At 47.5% G+C, this 19,199-nt stretch carries 16 protein-coding genes; all 16 read left to right on the top strand.

Annotated elements, in window-relative coordinates; translation table 11 throughout:
* Window positions 1-358: 358 nt before the first annotated feature.
* The 16 genes from pth to rpsG all read left to right on the top strand — a co-directional run bounded on the left by pth (window position 359) and on the right by rpsG (window position 19,105).
* On the top strand, window positions 359-928 hold the full coding sequence (pth, locus tag ACKPBX_RS04510) for an aminoacyl-tRNA hydrolase (RefSeq protein WP_319996112.1): 570 nt from the start codon (window positions 359-361) through the stop codon (window positions 926-928).
* A gap of 112 nt (window positions 929-1,040) precedes the next feature.
* On the top strand, window positions 1,041-4,577 hold the full coding sequence (gene mfd, locus ACKPBX_RS04505; protein ID WP_319996111.1) for a transcription-repair coupling factor: 3,537 nt from the start codon (window positions 1,041-1,043) through the stop codon (window positions 4,575-4,577).
* A complete protein-coding gene (locus ACKPBX_RS04500; RefSeq protein WP_319996110.1) occupies window positions 4,567-6,189 on the top strand; it encodes a putative polysaccharide biosynthesis protein in 1,623 nt (540 codons plus the stop codon). Before mfd ends, ACKPBX_RS04500 begins: the two co-directional genes overlap by 11 nt.
* A gap of 25 nt (window positions 6,190-6,214) precedes the next feature.
* Window positions 6,215-7,273, top strand: a complete 1,059-nt coding sequence (locus ACKPBX_RS04495) for a MazG nucleotide pyrophosphohydrolase domain-containing protein (protein ID WP_319996109.1) — start codon at window positions 6,215-6,217, stop codon at window positions 7,271-7,273.
* Window positions 7,260-7,538, top strand: coding sequence for an RNA-binding S4 domain-containing protein (locus tag ACKPBX_RS04490; RefSeq protein ID WP_086626896.1), 279 nt, complete (start codon window positions 7,260-7,262; stop codon window positions 7,536-7,538). The genes ACKPBX_RS04495 and ACKPBX_RS04490 overlap by 14 nt, the downstream gene beginning before the upstream one ends.
* Window positions 7,539-7,645: 107 nt before the next feature.
* Window positions 7,646-8,080, top strand: a complete 435-nt coding sequence (locus ACKPBX_RS04485) for an FtsB family cell division protein (protein WP_319996108.1) — start codon at window positions 7,646-7,648, stop codon at window positions 8,078-8,080.
* Between the two features lie 87 nt (window positions 8,081-8,167).
* Window positions 8,168-8,647: a S1 domain-containing RNA-binding protein gene (locus ACKPBX_RS04480; RefSeq protein ID WP_068559014.1), complete on the top strand. Its 480-nt coding sequence runs from the start codon at window positions 8,168-8,170 to the stop codon at window positions 8,645-8,647.
* An 88-nt stretch (window positions 8,648-8,735) separates the two neighbouring features.
* On the top strand, window positions 8,736-10,133 hold the full coding sequence (gene tilS, locus ACKPBX_RS04475) for a tRNA lysidine(34) synthetase TilS (protein ID WP_319996107.1): 1,398 nt from the start codon (window positions 8,736-8,738) through the stop codon (window positions 10,131-10,133).
* A gap of 18 nt (window positions 10,134-10,151) precedes the next feature.
* Window positions 10,152-10,691, top strand: a complete 540-nt coding sequence (gene hpt, locus ACKPBX_RS04470) for a hypoxanthine phosphoribosyltransferase (RefSeq protein ID WP_086626898.1) — start codon at window positions 10,152-10,154, stop codon at window positions 10,689-10,691.
* A gap of 122 nt (window positions 10,692-10,813) precedes the next feature.
* A complete protein-coding gene (ftsH, locus tag ACKPBX_RS04465) occupies window positions 10,814-12,925 on the top strand; it encodes an ATP-dependent zinc metalloprotease FtsH (protein WP_086626899.1) in 2,112 nt (703 codons plus the stop codon).
* Window positions 12,926-13,085: 160 nt separating this feature from the next.
* The gene (hslO, locus tag ACKPBX_RS04460; protein WP_319996106.1) at window positions 13,086-13,988 is read left to right on the top strand and encodes an Hsp33 family molecular chaperone HslO; all 903 of its coding nucleotides are present in this window, start codon (window positions 13,086-13,088) and stop codon (window positions 13,986-13,988) included.
* A gap of 109 nt (window positions 13,989-14,097) precedes the next feature.
* The gene (gene cysK, locus ACKPBX_RS04455; RefSeq protein WP_086626901.1) at window positions 14,098-15,024 is read left to right on the top strand and encodes a cysteine synthase A; all 927 of its coding nucleotides are present in this window, start codon (window positions 14,098-14,100) and stop codon (window positions 15,022-15,024) included.
* A gap of 188 nt (window positions 15,025-15,212) precedes the next feature.
* Window positions 15,213-16,241: a tRNA dihydrouridine synthase DusB gene (gene dusB / locus ACKPBX_RS04450; protein ID WP_086626902.1), complete on the top strand. Its 1,029-nt coding sequence runs from the start codon at window positions 15,213-15,215 to the stop codon at window positions 16,239-16,241.
* 107 nt (window positions 16,242-16,348) lie between these two features.
* Window positions 16,349-17,827 (top strand): lysine--tRNA ligase, encoded by a 1,479-nt coding sequence (gene lysS, locus ACKPBX_RS04445; RefSeq protein ID WP_119092513.1) that lies wholly within the window; start codon window positions 16,349-16,351, stop codon window positions 17,825-17,827.
* A gap of 345 nt (window positions 17,828-18,172) precedes the next feature.
* Window positions 18,173-18,589 (top strand): 30S ribosomal protein S12, encoded by a 417-nt coding sequence (gene rpsL, locus ACKPBX_RS04440; protein WP_086626903.1) that lies wholly within the window; start codon window positions 18,173-18,175, stop codon window positions 18,587-18,589.
* Between the two features lie 45 nt (window positions 18,590-18,634).
* On the top strand, window positions 18,635-19,105 hold the full coding sequence (gene rpsG, locus ACKPBX_RS04435) for a 30S ribosomal protein S7 (RefSeq protein ID WP_086626904.1): 471 nt from the start codon (window positions 18,635-18,637) through the stop codon (window positions 19,103-19,105).
* The last annotated feature ends 94 nt before the right edge of the window (window positions 19,106-19,199 follow it).

Below are 19,199 nucleotides of genomic sequence, written 5' to 3'. Positions count from 1 at the left end.
TTCTATTATAACACTAAACAAAGGTGATTACTCTTTGGGCCTATCCCGCTCGGCAAAGATTTTCAGAATCAGCGAAGATTGCGCGAATGTGATAGACAGTGAACAACCTGTGAAATATTATATAAAGATATTATAAAATAAAACGCTGTTGTTTTCAATGGGGAGTTGCGATTTTGTTCACAATATTTTTTGCGGGTCCCAATCCGATTTCTTACGATTCTCCGATGATTGTGGTATACTGTTCGAAAGCAAACTGTGCGGATGATATCCGTGCGGCCTTTTTTGGCGTAATAGAGCAGAAAAGCACACACTTGCTCTTGCAAACATAACTATGACTGGAAACAATAGGGGAATATAAATGAAAATGATCGTTGGATTGGGGAACCCAGGTCCTAAGTATACCGACACGAAGCACAATGTCGGCTTTATTGCTTTGGATGAATGGGCTTTTCAGAATAAAGAGAAATACAATAAAAATAAATTTGAAGCCTTGTACATAGAAACGACCGTAAACGGTGAAAAAGTTTTATTCGTCAAACCGTTGACTTTCATGAATGATTCCGGAAGAGCGGTAAGACCGTTGATGGACTACTACAGCATTCCGATCGAAGATCTGGTTGTCGTGTACGATGATATGGATATGCCGGTAGGCAAAATTAGACTTCGCCAAAAAGGTGGAGCTGGCGGACATAATGGCATCAAAAGTTTGATCCAGCACTTAGGGACACAGGATTTCAATCGGATCCGCATCGGAGTAGGACGGCCCCAACATAATATGACTGTCATTCAGCACGTGTTGAGCCCTTTTCCAAAGGACGAGCACGCCGAAATGTTGCACTCAGTACGGGATAGTGTCGAGGCGATCGACCATTTCATCAAAGGGAACAATTTTTTGGAGACAATGAATCAATTCAATAAAAAAGGTTAGGTTCAGCTTCAGCTGGACCTCTTTTGTGTCTGCCGCACAGCCTGCATAGCTGAATCAAGATGAAAGCGATAACCTTTTTCCGCAGAACATACCATGAACGAGGAGAATATTCATGAAAGAAATAGAGAAATATTTAAAAAGCACGAAAAATATACAGACAGTGTTGTCTGAAATCACTTCAGAACTACCGCAGTTGGTAGCTGGGCTTTCCGGATCAGGCCGCAATCTGTTGACGAATATCCTGTTCGAAGAATTGCAGAAGCCGGTCATCGTCTTGACCCCCAATCTGCTCCAAGCGACCCAAGTGTATGAGGACATCAGTCAAATCGCACCCGAAGTTCCCATCCATATTTTCCCTGTGGAGGAATCGGTCGCGGCGGAACTGGCTTTTTCATCACCGGAATACCGAAGCCAACGGGTCGAAACGTTGGATTTTCTGAAGAGCGGCAAAAAAGGGATCGTCGTGATTCCGGCTGCCGGATTCAAAAAAATCCTCTCTCCAGCTTCAATCTGGGAAACGCATTGTCTTGATTTTTCCATCGGCATGGAGTTGGACCTGGAAAGCCTGCCTGAAAAATTGGTCGCAATGGGCTATACCCGTGAACGGATGGTTGCCAGCCCAGGGGAGTTCAGTATACGCGGAGGCATCATCGACATCTATGCCCTGAACGAAGAGAACCCACTGCGTTTGGAACTTTTCGATACCGAAATCGATACATTGCGCTACTTTGATGCCTATAGCCAAAAGTCCAGCGCATCCATCGAAACCGTCCGGATTTTGCCGGCGCATGACACCATCTTCACGAAAGAGGAGATTGCGAAACAGGCCGGCGCGGTAGAGAAAAAAGCTGGAAAGGCCATCAAAGGCATCAAGAATCAAGAAGTCAAAGAAAGTATGACACGTATCTTCTCCGAGCTGACGGACAACATGAAGCGCGGCGAACTATCGAGGGATCCGCAACTGTACACAAGCTTGGTCTATCCGGAACAGCCTACGGTTTTGGACTATATCGCCGAAGACGCGCTGCTGATCGTGGACGATTACAGTCGCATCCTTGAGGTGGAAAGGACAATCGAAAGCGAATCATCGGAATGGAAAATGGCCAAAGTGTCGGAAGGCGTGTGTCTGCCTTCACAGGATTTCAGCGCAGATATCCGCGAGGTGATCAAAAAATCCAAACAGCACCGCATCTATTATGCACTGTTCCACAGAGGCTTCGGAAATATGCGGTTCCACGGAGTCTATCCTTTCCAATACCGAACGCTGAACAACTTCTTCAGTCAGATGCCGCAAGTCAAGTTGGAAATGGAGCGTTGGCTCAAGCAACATATGACGGTATTCATGATGGTCCCTTCTGCCGAACGTGCCGAAAAGGTACAGCGGATATTCGCTGATTTCGGCATCCATAGCTATATCAAAGGCAACGATCCGTTTATCGAGAACAAAGTGAACATCCTGGTCGGCGGAATGGCGAACGGTTTTGAATTGCCGCAGGAAAAAGTCGTGTTCGTCACCGAAAAAGAACTTTTCAACAAAGTAACGAAGAAGCAACCGCGCCGCCAAAAAATGACGAATGCGGAGAGATTGAAGAGCTACACAGAACTGAATCCTGGTGATTACGTCGTTCATGTGAATCACGGGATAGGCCTCTATACGGGAATGGAAACCATCGAGGTCGGTGGTGTCCACCAGGATTACATGTCGATCGCTTACCAGGAAGGCGCCAAATTATTCATTCCTGTGACGCAAATCCATTTGATTCAAAAGTACGTGTCCTCCGATGCCAAAACGCCTAAAATGCACAAGTTGGGCGGGACGGAATGGGCGAAAACGAAAAAGAAAGTCGCCTCGAAAATCGAAGACATCGCCGATGAATTGATCGAACTTTACGCTAACCGGGAATCCGAAAAAGGCTATGCCTATCAACCCGATACGCCGGAGCAACTCGACTTCGAAAATGCCTTCCCGTACACAGAAACCGATGATCAATTGCGCAGTGCCGCTGAAATCAAAGCGGACATGGAGAACGTCAAGCCGATGGACCGATTGCTGGTCGGTGATGTCGGATACGGCAAAACGGAAGTGGCGATGCGCGCCATCTTCAAGGCTGTGCAGGAAGGAAAGCAAGCAGCGTTCCTTGTCCCTACGACCATCTTGGCACAGCAGCACTATGAATCGTTGACGCAACGGTTTGAAGAGTACCCATTCGAAATAGGTTTGCTGAGCCGTTTCCGCACGAAAAAACAGCAGGAAGAAACATTGGCCGGCATCCGGAAAGGCACGGTCGATATCGTCATCGGCACGCATCGGATCTTATCGAAGGACGTCGTGTTCGCTGACTTGGGATTGTTGGTTGTCGACGAAGAGCAACGTTTCGGTGTGAAGCACAAAGAGCGCTTGAAACAGATGAAAGCCTCTGTGGATGTCTTGACGTTGACGGCAACTCCGATCCCGCGTACCCTGCACATGTCGATGCTGGGGGTCAGAGATCTCTCTGTCATCGAAACGCCGCCGGCAAACCGTTATCCGGTCCAGACATATGTCATGGAACAGAATAACGGAGCCGTCCGGGATGCGATCGAAAGGGAAATGGCCCGTGGAGGTCAAGCCTTCTACCTCTACAATCGGGTGGAAACAATCGAGAAGAAAGCCGAAGAGATCCGCGAGCTCGTACCTGATGTCCGTGTCGCAGTGGCGCATGGCCAGATGACCGAGGTCCAGCTCGAGAATGTCATTATGGATTTTATCGAAGGCCGCTACGATGTGCTTGTCACCACAACCATCATAGAAACGGGTGTGGATATCCCAAACGTCAACACACTCTTCATAGAAAATGCCGACCGGATGGGATTGTCGCAGCTCTACCAACTGCGAGGACGTGTAGGCAGAACGAATCGGATTGCCTACGCCTACTTGATGTATCAGCCGAATAAAATGCTGACTGAAGTCAGCGAGAAAAGACTGCAGTCCATAAAGGAGTTCACGGAACTGGGTGCAGGATTCAAAATTGCCATGCGTGACTTGTCCATCCGCGGAGCAGGGAACCTTTTGGGTGCGCAACAACACGGCTTCATCGACTCGGTCGGATTCGATCTGTACTCCGAGATGCTGGGAGAGGCAGTTGCGGCTAAACGTGGCCTGAAAGCGAAAACGAAGCGTTCAATCGTTGAAATCGACTTGAGCATCGACGCGTACATACCAGCCGATTATATCGAGGATGAGCGCCAGAAAATAGACTTCTACAAACGGATCCAACGCATCGACGGCGTGGCTGATTACGATGAAATCGATGCGGATCTGATTGATCGCTTCGGCGATTACCCGCAAGAGGTTTCCGATCTGCTGGAGGTTGGTCTGATCAAAAATTATGCCGAAAAGAGCCAGATTGAAACAATCAAACGCCAAGGCGAAACAATTGTCATCACCTTTTCACAGGAAGCGACAGTCCGCTTGCAGGGGCCGGCAGTGTTTGAAGCCCTCAGCAAAATCCCGTTGAAGGCCCAAATCAATTTGAATAATGCCAAATTGGGTGTCAGTCTGGTCATCGGGAAATTACCGAACCGCCAATGGTTGAATCATCTCAATGCATTCGTCAAAGCGTGCGTCGCCGAATCGGACGAAACAACGGGAGCAACCGATGGAAAATAATCGCTTGAAGCAGATGATGAAGGGTGCGTTGTTGCTGTCTTTGGCCGCTTTTATCAGCAAGGTGCTCAGCGCGGTGTACCGAGTGCCATTTCAGAACATGGTGGGAAATACAGGTTTTTACGTTTATCAGCAGGTTTATCCTATCTATGGCATCGGTATGACCTTCGCTTTATCGGGTTTTCCGGTATTTTTTTCGAAGCTGATTGCGGAAACGCCGGACAGCGGGACCCGCAGAATGATGCTGAAGCGCAGCTTAATCATACTTGGCGTCTTTGGCTTCATCCTGTTCATGGGTATCTATGGCTTTTCCGGTCAACTGGCGCTCTTGATGGGTGACCCGGAGTTGAAGCCCATTTTGCAGTCGGTATCCTGGATGTTTTTGTGGATGCCGATACTGGCGACGATGAGGGGGTACTTCCAAGGCAACTACCGCATGGAACCGACAGCGATTTCGCAGGTGTCGGAACAACTGGTGCGTGTAGGGGCGATCCTTTTCGCGGCTTATCTGTACACGAAAACAAAAGGTGACCTCTATGCGATGGGCGCAAATGCCATGAGCGGCGCGACTGTAGGTGCGGTTCTGGGCAGCCTGATCCTATTGATCGCTTATTACAAAGAAAGGCGGAATCATGATTCGCCAACGCTTGATGGGCGACACCTGAAACAGGAGGCGCCCGCCGCACGATGGGGACGCCTGATCCGCCGCTATGCGACTGAAGGGGCGACGATTTGCTTGCTCAGCGCTATCCTGGTCCTGTTCCAACTCATCGACTCGTTTACGCTCTACAACGGCTTGCTGGATGGCGGTACAGCCAGTGATTTGGCAAAAAATGTCAAGGGCATCTATGACCGTGGCCAACCGCTTGTGCAGCTGGGCATGGTCGTAGGGACCGGGTTTTCGGCCAGCTTCATTCCGATGATGAGTCATGCGCATGCACAAAATCGCCAAGGCGAATTTACGCGATCCGCCGTGTCTTTGCTGAGGATGACAAGTGTCTTTTCAGCAGCCGCGGTGACGGGGTTGCTGGCTATTTTGCCTAATGTCAACAACATGCTCTTCGGGGACCGGGAAGGCATCGCGGTTTTGTCCGTATATATTTTGGCCATTTTTGCGGCTTCAATCATGACCGCCTATCATTCGATCCTGCAAAGTCTGGGTCAGTACAAGATTTCCTTGGTTGCCCTGGCAGCGGGTCTTGCGGTCAAGTTCTTCGGCAATCTGCTGTTGGTGGAACGGTTGGGGACGATGGGGGCAAGCATTGCTTTGATAGCCGGTTTGGCTGCCATGGTGTTGGTGCTTTGGATGAACAGTGAACGCGCCTTGCGGGATGTCTGGTTCACGGATCACTTTTTCCTCAAACTGCTGGCTGGATGCGTTGTCCTTTTTGTTACGGTATGGGCGTTGCGGATCGGTCTGGAAAGGTATCTCTTCACGGATGGAGGCCGGCTGACGGATTCCGTGATAGCTGCGGTGACGGTTTGTGCTGGTGTGGGCGTATTCTTATGGTATATTCTAAAAGTGAGGCTCTTTACTTTGCGGGAGTGGATAAGCATTCCGTTCGGGAAAAAACTGCTGCGCAAATTGCCGGATAAAACGAGCGGCTTAAAATAGGAAAGATTTCCAGAAGGAGAAATATATGGGTAAAATTGAAATAATGGGGCTTGGAGCCGGAGATTTGGAACAACTGCCGTACGGCGTATACAGTCGATTGCTGGCAGCTGATTTCGTCCATCTGCGGACCAAAGAGCATCCTGTCGTTGAAAATCTGAAGGCTGCAGGCGTGCAGTTTGAAAGTTTTGATGACATATATGAATCGAAGGATAATTTTGATGACGTATACCGTCAGATCGCAGATCAGTTATTGGATAAAGCAAAAACGCAGGATCTGATTTATGCAGTGCCGGGACACCCGTTGGTTGCGGAGGATTCCGTCAAGCATCTGCTGGAGAACGAGGCGGGGATCGAAGTGGAAATCGTTGGAGGGAAGAGTTTCATCGACGATTTCTTTCAGGCGGTAGCCATTGATCCGATCGAGGGTTTCCAATTGTTGGATGGGTTGACCTTCCACCAGGACCAGCTGAGCTTAGGCAATCACCTGATCATCATGCAAGTTTTCAATGAATTTGTGGCCAGCGATGTGAAATTGAAGTTGATGGAGAAATATCCGGATGAGCACCAAGTGGCTTTGGTCGATGCGGCAGGGACAAAGATGCAGAAAGTGACCTGGTGCCCGTTGTACGAGATGGACAGGCTAGAGGGCGTGCACAACTTGCTCTCCTTGTATGTTCCGCCGCTTGAAAAAGATGAGCGAACCAAAAGCTTTGAGTTGACCCAAACCTACATGGATGCCATCGTAGAAAAAGATGTTTGGGTGCAATCGCAGACACATGAAAGTCTGTTGCCCTATCTGAAGGAAGAGTGCGAAGAAGTGGCCGAGGCGATTCAGAACGATGATATCGATAACCTGATCGAAGAGTTGGGCGATATTCTGCTCCAGGTTTTCTATCACGCCTCATTCGGCGAGCGGGAAGGGTTTTTCACGATGGAGGATATCCTGGAAACGTTGAATAAAAAGTTACGCAGACGCCATCCGCATGTTTTTGACGGGGTGAAGGCTGATACGATCGAGGAAATCGATAAAATGTGGCAAGCGATAAAAGCAAAAGAAAAGGGGAATTCCGATGAGACTAGATAAATTTTTGAAAGTATCCCGCTTAATCAAACGCAGATCAGTAGCCAAAGAAGTGGCGGACAAGGGGCGCATCCTGATCAACGGCAAGCAAGCGAAGTCGAGTTCGACTGTAAAAGCCGGCGATGAAATGACGCTGCAATTCGGGAATAAGACCGTCGTCGTGCGCGTCGACAAAATTGTGGAAACGACCAAGAAGGATGAAGCACAGGAAATGTATACCCTCATCAGCGAAACGGTTGCACCAAGAGCGGAAGAAAATCGCTTCTGATGATGCGAAAGGCCATGGACAATCCGCGCTGTTTCTTCTATACTTTTACATGAGTAAAACTATTCGGAGATAATGTGGGTGTGGAAGTTTTCAAGGAGGCGATCAGGGTGAATGAAAAGACCAAGAAAAAGACAGCTGACAACGTAACCGTCATGCAAAATGATTTCACGAAGGCGCAGCACAGTCAGAAACGTATATTTCAGAGGGCGAAGAAAGCCCATATGAGAAGATTGTCGCTGATCTTTTTCTTCGGCGCTGCCCTGATTGTGCCGTGCCTGTGGAAAACAGTCGGCAACTGGCTGGAAATCCGTAATCTGGATGCAGCCATCGCTTTGGCCCAAACAGAGAAAAAACAGGCTGAGGACGAAAATACGCAATTGACCTATGAAGTCAAATTGTTGCAGGATGATGAATACATCGCCAAATTGGCGCGCGGTAAATATTACTTGAGCAAGGATGGCGAGATCATCTTCAGTTTGCCTGAAGATAATCAGACAAAAATGGCCGAGAAACAAGAGAATGCGGCAGATTCTGATTCATGAATACAGCAATGAATAAAGATTCTATTTTTTTCTGCATAATCCGTGTTATAATTAGTTGAGCAAAAATGAAGGAGGAACTTTTTTTTTATGTCAATTGAAGTTGGGAATAAAGTATCAGGAAAAGTTACAGGGATTACAAATTTTGGTGCATTCATTGATTTAGGTGGCGGTAAGACAGGATTAGTTCATATTAGTGAAATTTCTGATACTTTTGTAAAGGAAATAAAGGATGTTTTGAAGGTTGGCGATGAAGTGACCGTTAAGGTTATGTCCATTGCGGATGATGGGAAGATCGGTTTATCCATCCGTAAAGCTGTGGACAAGCCAGCAGGGGAAGTTTCCAGACCTCAACGAGAAAGCAGACCTTATCAAAAAAGTACAACTCCTCGTCCAGAAGGCTCTTTTTCCAAAGGCAGAAAAGATTTCTCAGCCCATCAGGACAAAGGTCTGAAAAATGACTTTGACTCGTTGATGAGCAGCTTCTTGAAGGACAGCGAAGATCGTCTGACTTCCATCAAGCGCAATACGGAAGGCAAACGCGGCGGCCGTGGCGGCAGACGTGGATAGAAAACAGTAATTTCTAGAGGTTGGGCAAAAGGGAAACCGATTGTCGCACCCTCTTTTTTGCTTTACGAGTAAAGAGAGCAGGGATGTTATGCAGGAATATATTCTGCGTCTATGCAAAGAGTTGGGACGCCAACAACTTTGGGATAATGAGAGCCGCTTGCTTTTGGCGGTATCCGGCGGTGTGGATTCCATGGCGTTGCTGGGGCTTGTCCAACAATTGCCGCCGGAATGGCAACCACAGTTCGCGGTGGTGCATATCCACCATCATCTCAGGGAAGAGTCGGACGAGGAATACCGGATGGTCAGAGACTACTGTGAGACCCAAAAAATCGCTTTTTTTGCCGAACACTGGAAAGAAGAAAGCCACCCAAAGTCAAACCTGGAAATGGCAGCAAGGGAATTCCGCTATGCCTTCTTTGCTGATATGATGGAAAAATGGCCAGCGACCCACTTGGCGACAGCACATCACGCGGATGATCAGCTGGAGACGATCCTGATGCGCCTGGTCAGGGGCAGCACGCTGAAGGGCATCTCCGGAATCGCTGCGACGCGCATTTTTGGTCGTGGGCAGCTCGTCCGCCCATTGCTGCAGTTCCAAAAAGACGAGCTCTATCAGATTTGCGGAATAGCCGGGATCCCTTATCGGGAAGACAGCACCAATTCGGAGCTGACTTTCACGCGGAACAGATACCGAAACAGCATCATTCCACTACTGAAGGTGGAAAACAACCAAGCATCCAGGCACTTCGGCGATTTTTCGGAAGATCTGCAGGATGTGTTGAGGGTCGTTCAACCTGTTGTCTCCCAGGCGTTTCGCTCGTTGTTCAACAAGGTTGAAGCGGACTGGGTATTGGATCTGACCGGATGGCAAGCGTGTGACGTTTCCTTGCAACGGCTCGTGCTCAGTCATTTTGTGACGGAGCGGTTGATACCGGCAGGGCAACTCTTCCGCAGGAGCCAGCTGACTGCCATCATGGATCTTATCGAAAACCAGTCTCCCCAAAAGCAAATATCTTTGGCGGGAGGGTGGCAGGCCAGAAAAAGGTATGATAAACTTACTTTCTTATCCCCCGATTCAGTCAGGATCGATTTTTCCGATTTTTCTGAGCAATTGGAGCTAAATAGATGGGTAACCTTGCCTTCTCATGGTAGAATAGGATTATTTCATAACGATAATGCGGTTTCAAAAGAACTGCCGCTGGAGGCTCTGAGCGTTGGAATCACTGACGAATCGGCGCTGATGCCTTTTACGGTACGTTCCCGGCATTCGGGCGACAAGATAGTATTGAACAAAAATCAGCCATTCACAAAAAAAGTGAGCCGGCTTTTTGTGGATAAAAAAATTCCGGATGAAGAAAGACGTAACGCCTGTATCGTCACTGATGACGAGGGACGTATTTTATGGGTGCCGGGCTATGCCCAGTCCGTCTGGTTGTCCGAGAATGACAAAGAACAAACGCGTTACAGATTGATTTACATTAAATAAATTTTTGAGGTGAAAGAAATGTTGCATCCTGATATCAAGGAAGTATTATACAGTGAAGAAGAAATCAGCGCAGTAGTCAAAGACTTGGGCGCGCAATTGACGAAAGAATATGAAGGGAAAAATCCATTGGTGATTGGCGTGCTGAAAGGTGCAGTCATGTTCATGACCGACTTGTCGCGCGCGATGGCATGCGATCTGGAATTGGATTTCATGGACGTCTCCAGCTACGGAGCCGGAATGGAATCAAGTGGAGATGTGAAGATCCTGAAAGATCTGGATACGACCGTGGACGGCCGCGACCTGTTGATCGTCGAGGACATCATCGATACCGGAAGGACGTTGAGCTACCTGATCGAAATCTTTAAATACCGTAAAGCCAAATCCATAAAAGTGGTCACTTTGATGGACAAGAAAGAACGCCGCGTCGTTGATTTGGAAGCGGATTACATCGGAATCAACGTTCCGAACGAGTTCGTCGTCGGATACGGATTGGACTTCAACGAAAAGTACCGTAACCTCCCTTATATCGGGGTTTTAAAAACCGAAGTTTATGAGTAAAATCATTCGTTAAAATTGGTCAGATATGATATGATTAGTGAGATACCAGTATATTGTACAAACAAAAAAGATGAGACGTAAGATAAAGTCTGCGAAGAACGATATCTGACGAGGAGGTTCTAATGAAAAAAAATAATTTTCTTAAAAGCAGCGGCTTTTATGTGCTGATCTTCCTTGCGATCATTGCAGTGGTTTCGATGATTACAGGCGGCATGGACACAGAGACGAGCCAAGAAATTTCCGCAAGCGAATTTATGGATGCCTTGAACTCGGAAGAGGTGGATAGCTTTACGATCCAACCGGGTGCAGGCGTTTATGAAATCAGCGGTGAATACCGCACCGAACAAGAACTGGAAGTGGCTGATTCATCCAGCGATCTGCTGTTGTTTGATGATACGACCAGTACTACAACGAAGAATTTCACAACCAGAGTTTTACCGAATGATGAAACGCTGAAACAGATCACGGACATCGCCGAAACGACGGATACACAGATGGTGCCGTTGGAAGAAGATCAGTCCGGCGCATGGATCAGCATCCTGTTCAGTGTATTGCCGATCGTCATCTTCATCTTCTTCATGTACATGATGATGGGACAAGCTGGAGGCGGGCAAGGCGGTAACCGCAATGTCATGAACTTCGGAAAAACAAAGTCAGAGGATGCAACCAAGAAACCGATGAAAGTACGTTTTTCAGACGTCGCTGGTGCAGAGGAAGAGAAACAAGAGCTTGTTGAAGTTGTGGAATTCCTGAAGGATCCTCGTCGTTTCACGGCGCTTGGAGCGAGAATTCCGGCTGGGGTTTTGCTGGAAGGACCTCCTGGAACAGGTAAGACCTTATTGGCAAAAGCTGTCGCTGGTGAAGCCGGTGTGCCTTTCTTCTCGATTTCCGGTTCGGAATTCGTGGAAATGTTCGTCGGTGTCGGTGCCAGCCGTGTGCGTGATTTGTTCGAGCAAGCAAAAAAAGCGGCTCCTGCCATCATCTTCATCGATGAAATCGATGCTGTCGGACGTCAACGTGGCGCCGGTATGGGTGGCGGACATGATGAACGCGAACAAACACTGAACCAATTATTGGTTGAGATGGACGGTTTTTCCGGTAATGAAGGCATCATCGTAATTGCCGCTACCAACCGTTCGGACGTACTCGATCCGGCTTTGCTCCGTCCAGGCCGTTTTGACCGCCAGATTTTGGTTGGCAGACCGGATGTAAAAGGCCGTGAAGCGATACTGAAAGTACATTCCCGTAATAAACCGTTGGCAAGCAACGTCGACCTGAAAGTTGTCGCGCAACAGACGCCAGGCTTCTCTGGGGCCGATCTGGAAAACCTGTTGAACGAAGCTGCCTTGGTTGCGGCCAGACGGAACAAAACAAAAATTGATGCTCTTGATGTTGACGAAGCGCATGACCGTGTAATTGCCGGTCCTGCCAAGAGAGATCGTGTCATCAGCAAACGCGAACGTGAAATGGTTGCTTACCATGAAGCCGGTCATACGATCGTCGGTATGGTGCTGAGCGATGCGCGTATTGTCCACAAAGTTACGATCGTTCCGCGCGGTCGCGCTGGAGGATACGCAATCATGCTTCCGAAAGAGGATCGATTCCTTATGACGAAGGATGAATTATTGGAGCAAGTTGTCGGCTTGCTTGGTGGACGTGTTGCGGAGGAAGTTGTCTTCAACGTCCAAACTACAGGCGCCAGCAACGACTTCGAACAAGCTACCGGCTTGATCAGAAGCATGGTTACTGAGTACGGTATGAGTGAGAAGCTGGGCACTGTGCAGTATGAAGGGAACCATCAAGTATTCGTCGGGCGTGACTATGGCCAAACCAAAGCTTACTCCGAAGATATTGCTTACCAAATCGACTCGGAAGTCCGTCGTATGATGAGTGAAGCGCATGTCAGAGCGCGTCAGATCATCGAAGAACACCGTGAACAACTGAATTTGATCGCTGCAAAATTGTTGGAATTGGAAACATTGGACGAGAAAACAATCCGCAGCTTGTTCGAAACCGGCCAAATGCCTTCGGACTCGAATCCAGAAGAATTTCCAAGTGAAAAAGCGCAGTCTTTTGAAGAAGCCAAACGGGCCCTTGAGAAGAAAGAGGCTGAAAAAGTTCGTCAAGAAGAGCAGATGCTTGCTGATGACGAATCCGAAGTTTCATCTGAAGATTCATTGCCAGTTGCTGATGAAAAAGCGGAAAATGAAGCTACAGATACGGAAGAAAAATAAAACAAATAGCGTTTTGCAAAAAGTCTGGGATGACAATCCCGGACTTTTTGTCATCAAAGAGCAACTCTGCAAAAGTAAGTGAGCAAAGTATAGTTGCTTTCGTTCCGACCTATAGTAGAATGATAGAGAAACAATTTAAGAATGCGATGGAGGATTATATATGAGCGACTATTTAATTAAAGCGTTAGCCTATGAAGGACAATTCCGTGCCTACTCGATTGACGCTACAGCAGCGGTTGCAGAGGCCCAAAGAAGACATGATACATGGAGTGCCTCTTCTGCAGCTTTAGGCCGCACGATGGTAGGGACGTTGTTGCTGGCAGCTGCCGGTTTGAAGAACGAAGAAAAAATGACCGTCATCGTGAATGGGGATGGCCTGGGAGGCCGCATACTCGCAGATGCGAACGGTAAGGGCGATATCAAAGCCTATATTGCAAACCCGAATGTCAATCTCTCCTTGAACGACCATGGCAAATTGGATGTGCGTGCAGTTGTGGGGACGGAGGGCACCTTGACCGTCATCAAAGATTTAGGGATGAAAGAACCGTTTACGGGACAAGTTTCGCTTGTCAGCGGTGAATTGGGCGAGGATTTCACCTACTACATGGCAAATTCTGAGCAGATACCTTCGGCCATCGGTTTGAGCGTGTTGGTGGACACCGACGATTCGATCAAAGCTGCTGGCGGTTTCATGATCCAGGTGATGCCAGACGCCAGTGATGAAGCCATCACGAAAGTGGAAAAGAATATTGCAGCCATTCCGTTGGTTTCCAGATTGATGGAAAACGGTGAAACACCTGAACAGATTCTGACGCGCATATTGGGCGAAGAAAATGTGGAAGTGTTGGAGAAGATGCCTGTGCGTTTTCACTGCGATTGTTCAAGGGATCGTTTCAGCGAAGGGTTGAGTTCGATCGGCAAGACTGAGCTGCAGGAAATGATCGAAGAAGATCATGGCGCTGAAGTTGTCTGCCATTTCTGTGGCGAAAAGTACCACTATTCGGAAGCAGATCTGCAGGAACTGGTGACGGCCATTGATGAAAAGCGCGCTGCCAACATCTGATGGCGTCGGCTTCTCTCTTGTAATGCGGTTTCACGTAACCTACAATGAAAGTAATCTATCCGTTTGACGGAACTGATCAGTAAAATCTATCTGAGCTGGAGGAATCGACATGGTAAAAATAGTCTCTTCAATTGCAAGTTTGATCGGGGAAACGCCGATAATCAAACTGAATAAAGTGGTACCCGAGGGTGTGGCTGATGTTTACGTCAAGCTTGAATCATTCAATGCAGGCGGAAGCGTGAAAGATCGCATCGCTCTGAATATGATAGAAGTGGCGGAAGAAGAAGGCCTTCTGAAGCCTGGGTATACAATCGTGGAACCGACCAGCGGGAATACAGGCGTCGGCTTAGCAATGCTGGCTGCGGCAAAAGGCTATAAAGCCATTTTTGTGATGCCTGATACGATGAGCATGGAAAGACGCTTATTGTTGGCAGCTTATGGCGCCGAATTAGTTTTGACACCTGGAGCTGAAGGGATGAACGGTTCAATTGCGAAGGCAAGGGAAATCGCAGCGCAACCGGAACACTTTATGCCGATGCAATTCGATAATCCAGCCAATCCAGCTGTGCATGAAGCCATTACCGGCCCGGAAATCATCGAGGCGTTTGAAGGCAAGACGCCGGATGCCTTTATTGCCGGAGTCGGAACGGGCGGAACCGTGACTGGAGTCGGCAAGGCATTGCGCAAAGTCAATCCTAACGTGGAGATCTATGCTCTGGAGCCGACCGACTCGGCTGTACTGAGCGGAAAGCCGAAAGGCCCGCACAAAATCCAGGGTATCGGGGCGGGCTTTATCCCGTCTGTCTTGGACACGACACTTTACAACGGTATCGTCCAAGTCTCCAATGAACAAGCCTTCGAAATGGCTCGCCGTGTTGCGCAGGAAGAAGGCATACTGGTGGGCATTTCAGGCGGGGCTGCCATTGCCGGTGCGATCGAAGTGGCCATCCGTTTGGGCAAAGGCAAGTCCGTCTTGACTGTGGCGCCGGATAGCGGCGAACGTTACCTCTCCACGCCTCTGTTCAGCGTACAATAATAAATGGATAAGAAGGACAGGCCGATCGGATGGCTTGTCCTTCTTCTTATTGTTGACGCGTCATCTTCAATCAGGCAAGATATTTTTCTTTTCTTACTGATTGTAAGATGATAGAATGGTCCAAGAGTTTTTCGAGCATCCAGCAAACGGATGGGATCACCATAAATAAATAACAAAGGAAGTAAAAAATGTATAAAATTGGCAATATAGAAATCAATAATCCAGTCGCAGTCGCACCGATGGCCGGAATCAGCAACGCCGCCTTCCGTGTTACCGTCAAAGAGATGGGCGCCGGTTTGGTCGTCTGCGAGATGATCAGCGACAAGGGCATTCAATTCCGCAACGAGAAGACTTTGCGGATGCTGCACATCGAGCCGAATGAGTATCCGTTGAGCGTGCAGATCATGGGCGGCAACAAGGATACATTAGTAGAAGCGGCAAAATATGTGGCGGAAAACACAGAAGCAGCCATCATCGACATCAACATGGGCTGCCCCGTCAGCAAAGTCATCAAGGCGGAAGCAGGGGCAAAGTGGTTGTTGGATCCGGGCAAAGTCTATGAAATGGTTTCCGCTGTCGTGGATGCCGTTGATAAGCCTGTAACCGTGAAAATGCGGACCGGTTGGGACTCCGATCATCTTTTTGCAGTTGAGAATGCTTTGGCTGCAGAACGCGCTGGTGCAGCCGCAGTTGCGATGCACGGCCGCACACGCGTACAGATGTATGATGGCAAAGCCGACTGGAACATCTTCAAGGAAGTCAAACAAGCTTTGACGCGTATCCCATTATTGGGGAACGGAGATGTGAAGACTCCTGAAGATGCGAAGCGGATGATGGACGAAACAGGCGTGGATGGTGTCATGATCGGCCGGGCTGCCTTGAGCAACCCTTGGATGATCAAACAAACAGTCCACTATCTGGAAACCGGAGAGATGTTGCCGCAGTCGACCCCGCGTGAAAAATTAGAAATTGCAAAACTGCACTTGGACCGATTGACCGATCTTAAGGGCGAAACAGTCGCTGTAAAAGAATTCCGCAGCATCGCGGGTTATTACCTGAAAGGCATTCCGCGTGCTTCAAAAACAAAAGCTGCAGTCACGTCTGCATCCAGACAACAAGAAGTTGTCGACTTGTTGGATCGGTTCATTTTTGAAATAGAAGAACGCGAAGCCTCGAAAGAAGCGCCTACATCCGAAAAAATCGAAATAAATAGCTAAGACGGCTTGATTTTTCACTCTTTTATTGGCAATATTAAGAAGATTATGAAACAAGTAGATTTAAGAACGGAGTGACCTCATTGAGTCAAGAAAAACATTCAGAAGAAATGAATGACCAATTACTGATTCGCCGTGAAAAAATGCTGACTTTACGCGAAGAAGGAATTGAACCCTTTCAAAATGGTTTTGTAAGAACACATTTATCCGCAACTATCCATCAAGATTTCGATGCTTTTACGAAAGAGGAAATCGAAGCAAAAGATGAGACCATCGTTTCCGTAGCCGGCAGAATCATGACAAAACGAGGCAAAGGCAAGGTTGGTTTTGCACATTTGCAGGACAGCAAAGGCCAAATCCAGATTTACGTGCGCAAAGACGCTGTTGGGGAAGAGAATTATGCAATCTTTAAACAGGCCGATCTCGGCGACATCATTGGCGTAACTGGCCCAATCATGAAAACAGATGCCGGTGAAGTCACCATCAAACCGACGCAACTTGTGCATTTGACGAAAGCCTTGCGTCCGTTGCCTGACAAATATCATGGGTTGACTAACGTTGAACAAAAATATCGTCAACGCTATCTTGACTTGATCAGCAACAAAGAGAGCTTCAATAAGTTCGTGCAACGCAGCCAAATCATCAGCGAAATCAGAACCTATCTGAATGGCCTCGGCTACCTTGAAGTCGAAACGCCGACTTTGCACAACATGGCTGGTGGGGCTACCGCAAGACCTTTCATCACGCACCATAACGCATTGGATATGGAATTGTACATGCGCATCGCGTTGGAGTTGCACTTGAAACGCCTTGTGATCGGCGGCATGGAAAAGGTTTATGAAATCGGTCGCGTATTCCGTAACGAAGGAATCGACACAACCCATAATCCGGAATTCACGATGCTGGAAATGTATACAGCCTATACAGACTTCCACGATGTGATGGAAGTGGTTGAAGGCATCTTTGAGACGGTTACAACCAAGGTCAAAGGCTCCTCAACAGTGGTCTATGACGGCATTGAAATCAACTTGGCCGGACCATATCCGCGCATCCACATGGTTGACGCAGTCAAATCCGTTACAGGCGTCGATTTCTGGGCACCGATGACGGATGCAGAAGCGCAAGCTTTGGCGGAAAAACACAATGTGCCTTTCACGAAGAATATGACGGTAGGGCACATCATCAATGAATTTTTCGAGGCATTCGTGGAAGACACGTTGGTTCAGCCGACATTCATCTACGGTCATCCGCTGGCAATCTCTCCATTGGCACGTAAAAATGAAGAAGATCCGCGCTTTACGGACCGTTTTGAAATCTTCATCATGGGCAAGGAATACGGAAACGCCTTTACCGAACTTACGGATCCAATCGATCAAAGAGAACGATTCGAAGCGCAAGCGATGGAAAAAGAGCAAGGCAATGACGAAGCGCATGGCGTGGACGAAGACTTCATCGAAGCTTTGGAATACGGTATGCCTCCGACCGGCGGATTGGGCATCGGCATCGACAGATTCGTGATGATGTTGACCGACAGCCAATCAATCAGGGACGTCCTGCTGTTCCCAACGATGAGAAACCTAGAGATTTAACTTGGATGTAAGGGGCTGCCGCAATCTGCGGTAGCCCTTTTGTATGTTTAAGGAGCAGCTTACTCCAGTTGCTCCCGTATTCGAATAATAAAAATTGAAAAAAACCGGAAAATATTACAAATAATACAAGACAAATGGTTGACGGACAGAATTATACATGTTATGATTCATAAGGTGATTTTATACACAGATTCCTGAACAATATCTTTCAGTCGTGCTGACTGGTGTATGATTGTCACAGAAAGAATAGTAAGTCGAAATATTCGATTTATTTATTTTTTTAACTAAAAAGGAACCACCTGGATGTGTGGACCTAGCTATCCCATCGAGGAAGGAGGAAAATCAATGCCTACAATCAATCAATTAGTGCGTAAACCTCGCAAATCTGCTATTGTAAAGTCAACTGCTCCTGCTTTAGGAAAAGGTTACAATAGCTTCAAGAAATCTCAAACAAATACAAACTCACCTCAAAAGCGTGGTGTTTGTACTCGTGTGGGTACAATGACTCCGAAAAAACCTAACTCAGCGTTACGTAAGTACGCTCGTGTACGTTTGTCTAACTTGTTAGAAGTTACAGCTTACATTCCTGGTATCGGACATAACCTACAAGAACATAGCGTGGTGCTAATCCGTGGCGGACGAGTAAAAGACTTGCCAGGGGTACGTTATCATATCGTTCGTGGCGCTCTTGATACAGCTGGTGTAGCCAACCGTATGCAAAGCCGTTCTAAATACGGAGCTAAGAGACCTAAGAAAAAATAATTAAACAATAAACGAAAAACAAAAGTTAAGGAAGGAGGAATTTGAATGCCTCGTAAAGGTCCAGTTACAAAACGTGAAGTAATGCCAGATCCGATTTACAATTCAAAATTGGTGACTCGTTTAATCAACCGTATCATGGTTGATGGAAAACGTGGTAAAGCTGCTACAATCTTATATAACGCATTTGAAATGATCAAAGAATCTACAGGAAACGACCCGTTGGAAGTTTTCGAACAAGCTATGAAAAACATCATGCCTGTTTTAGAAGTAAAAGCACGTCGTGTAGGGGGTTCTAACTACCAAGTTCCTATCGAAGTACGTCCAGATCGTCGTATGGCTTTAGGATTACGTTGGTTGGTAAGCTACTCTCGTCTACGCGGTGAAGATACTATGGAAGAGCGTCTAGCTAAAGAAATTATGGATGCTGCTAACAACTCTGGTGCTTCAGTTAAGAAACGTGAAGATACACATAAAATGGCAGAAGCTAACAAAGCTTTCGCTCATTACCGTTGGTAAAATTTTCTTGCAAGAATTTTTTCTTGCAAGAAATTTGCTTTATGGTTGTATAAGTCACCATTTTTTTAATAAAATGGACTTGCAATTACTTTTA

The organism is Trichococcus shcherbakoviae, from assembly GCF_963666195.1.
In the GTDB taxonomy this organism is placed as follows: domain Bacteria; phylum Bacillota; class Bacilli; order Lactobacillales; family Aerococcaceae; genus Trichococcus; species Trichococcus shcherbakoviae.
Note: the sequence above shows the minus strand (reverse complement) of the source record. Positions and strands in the feature narration are given on the sequence as shown.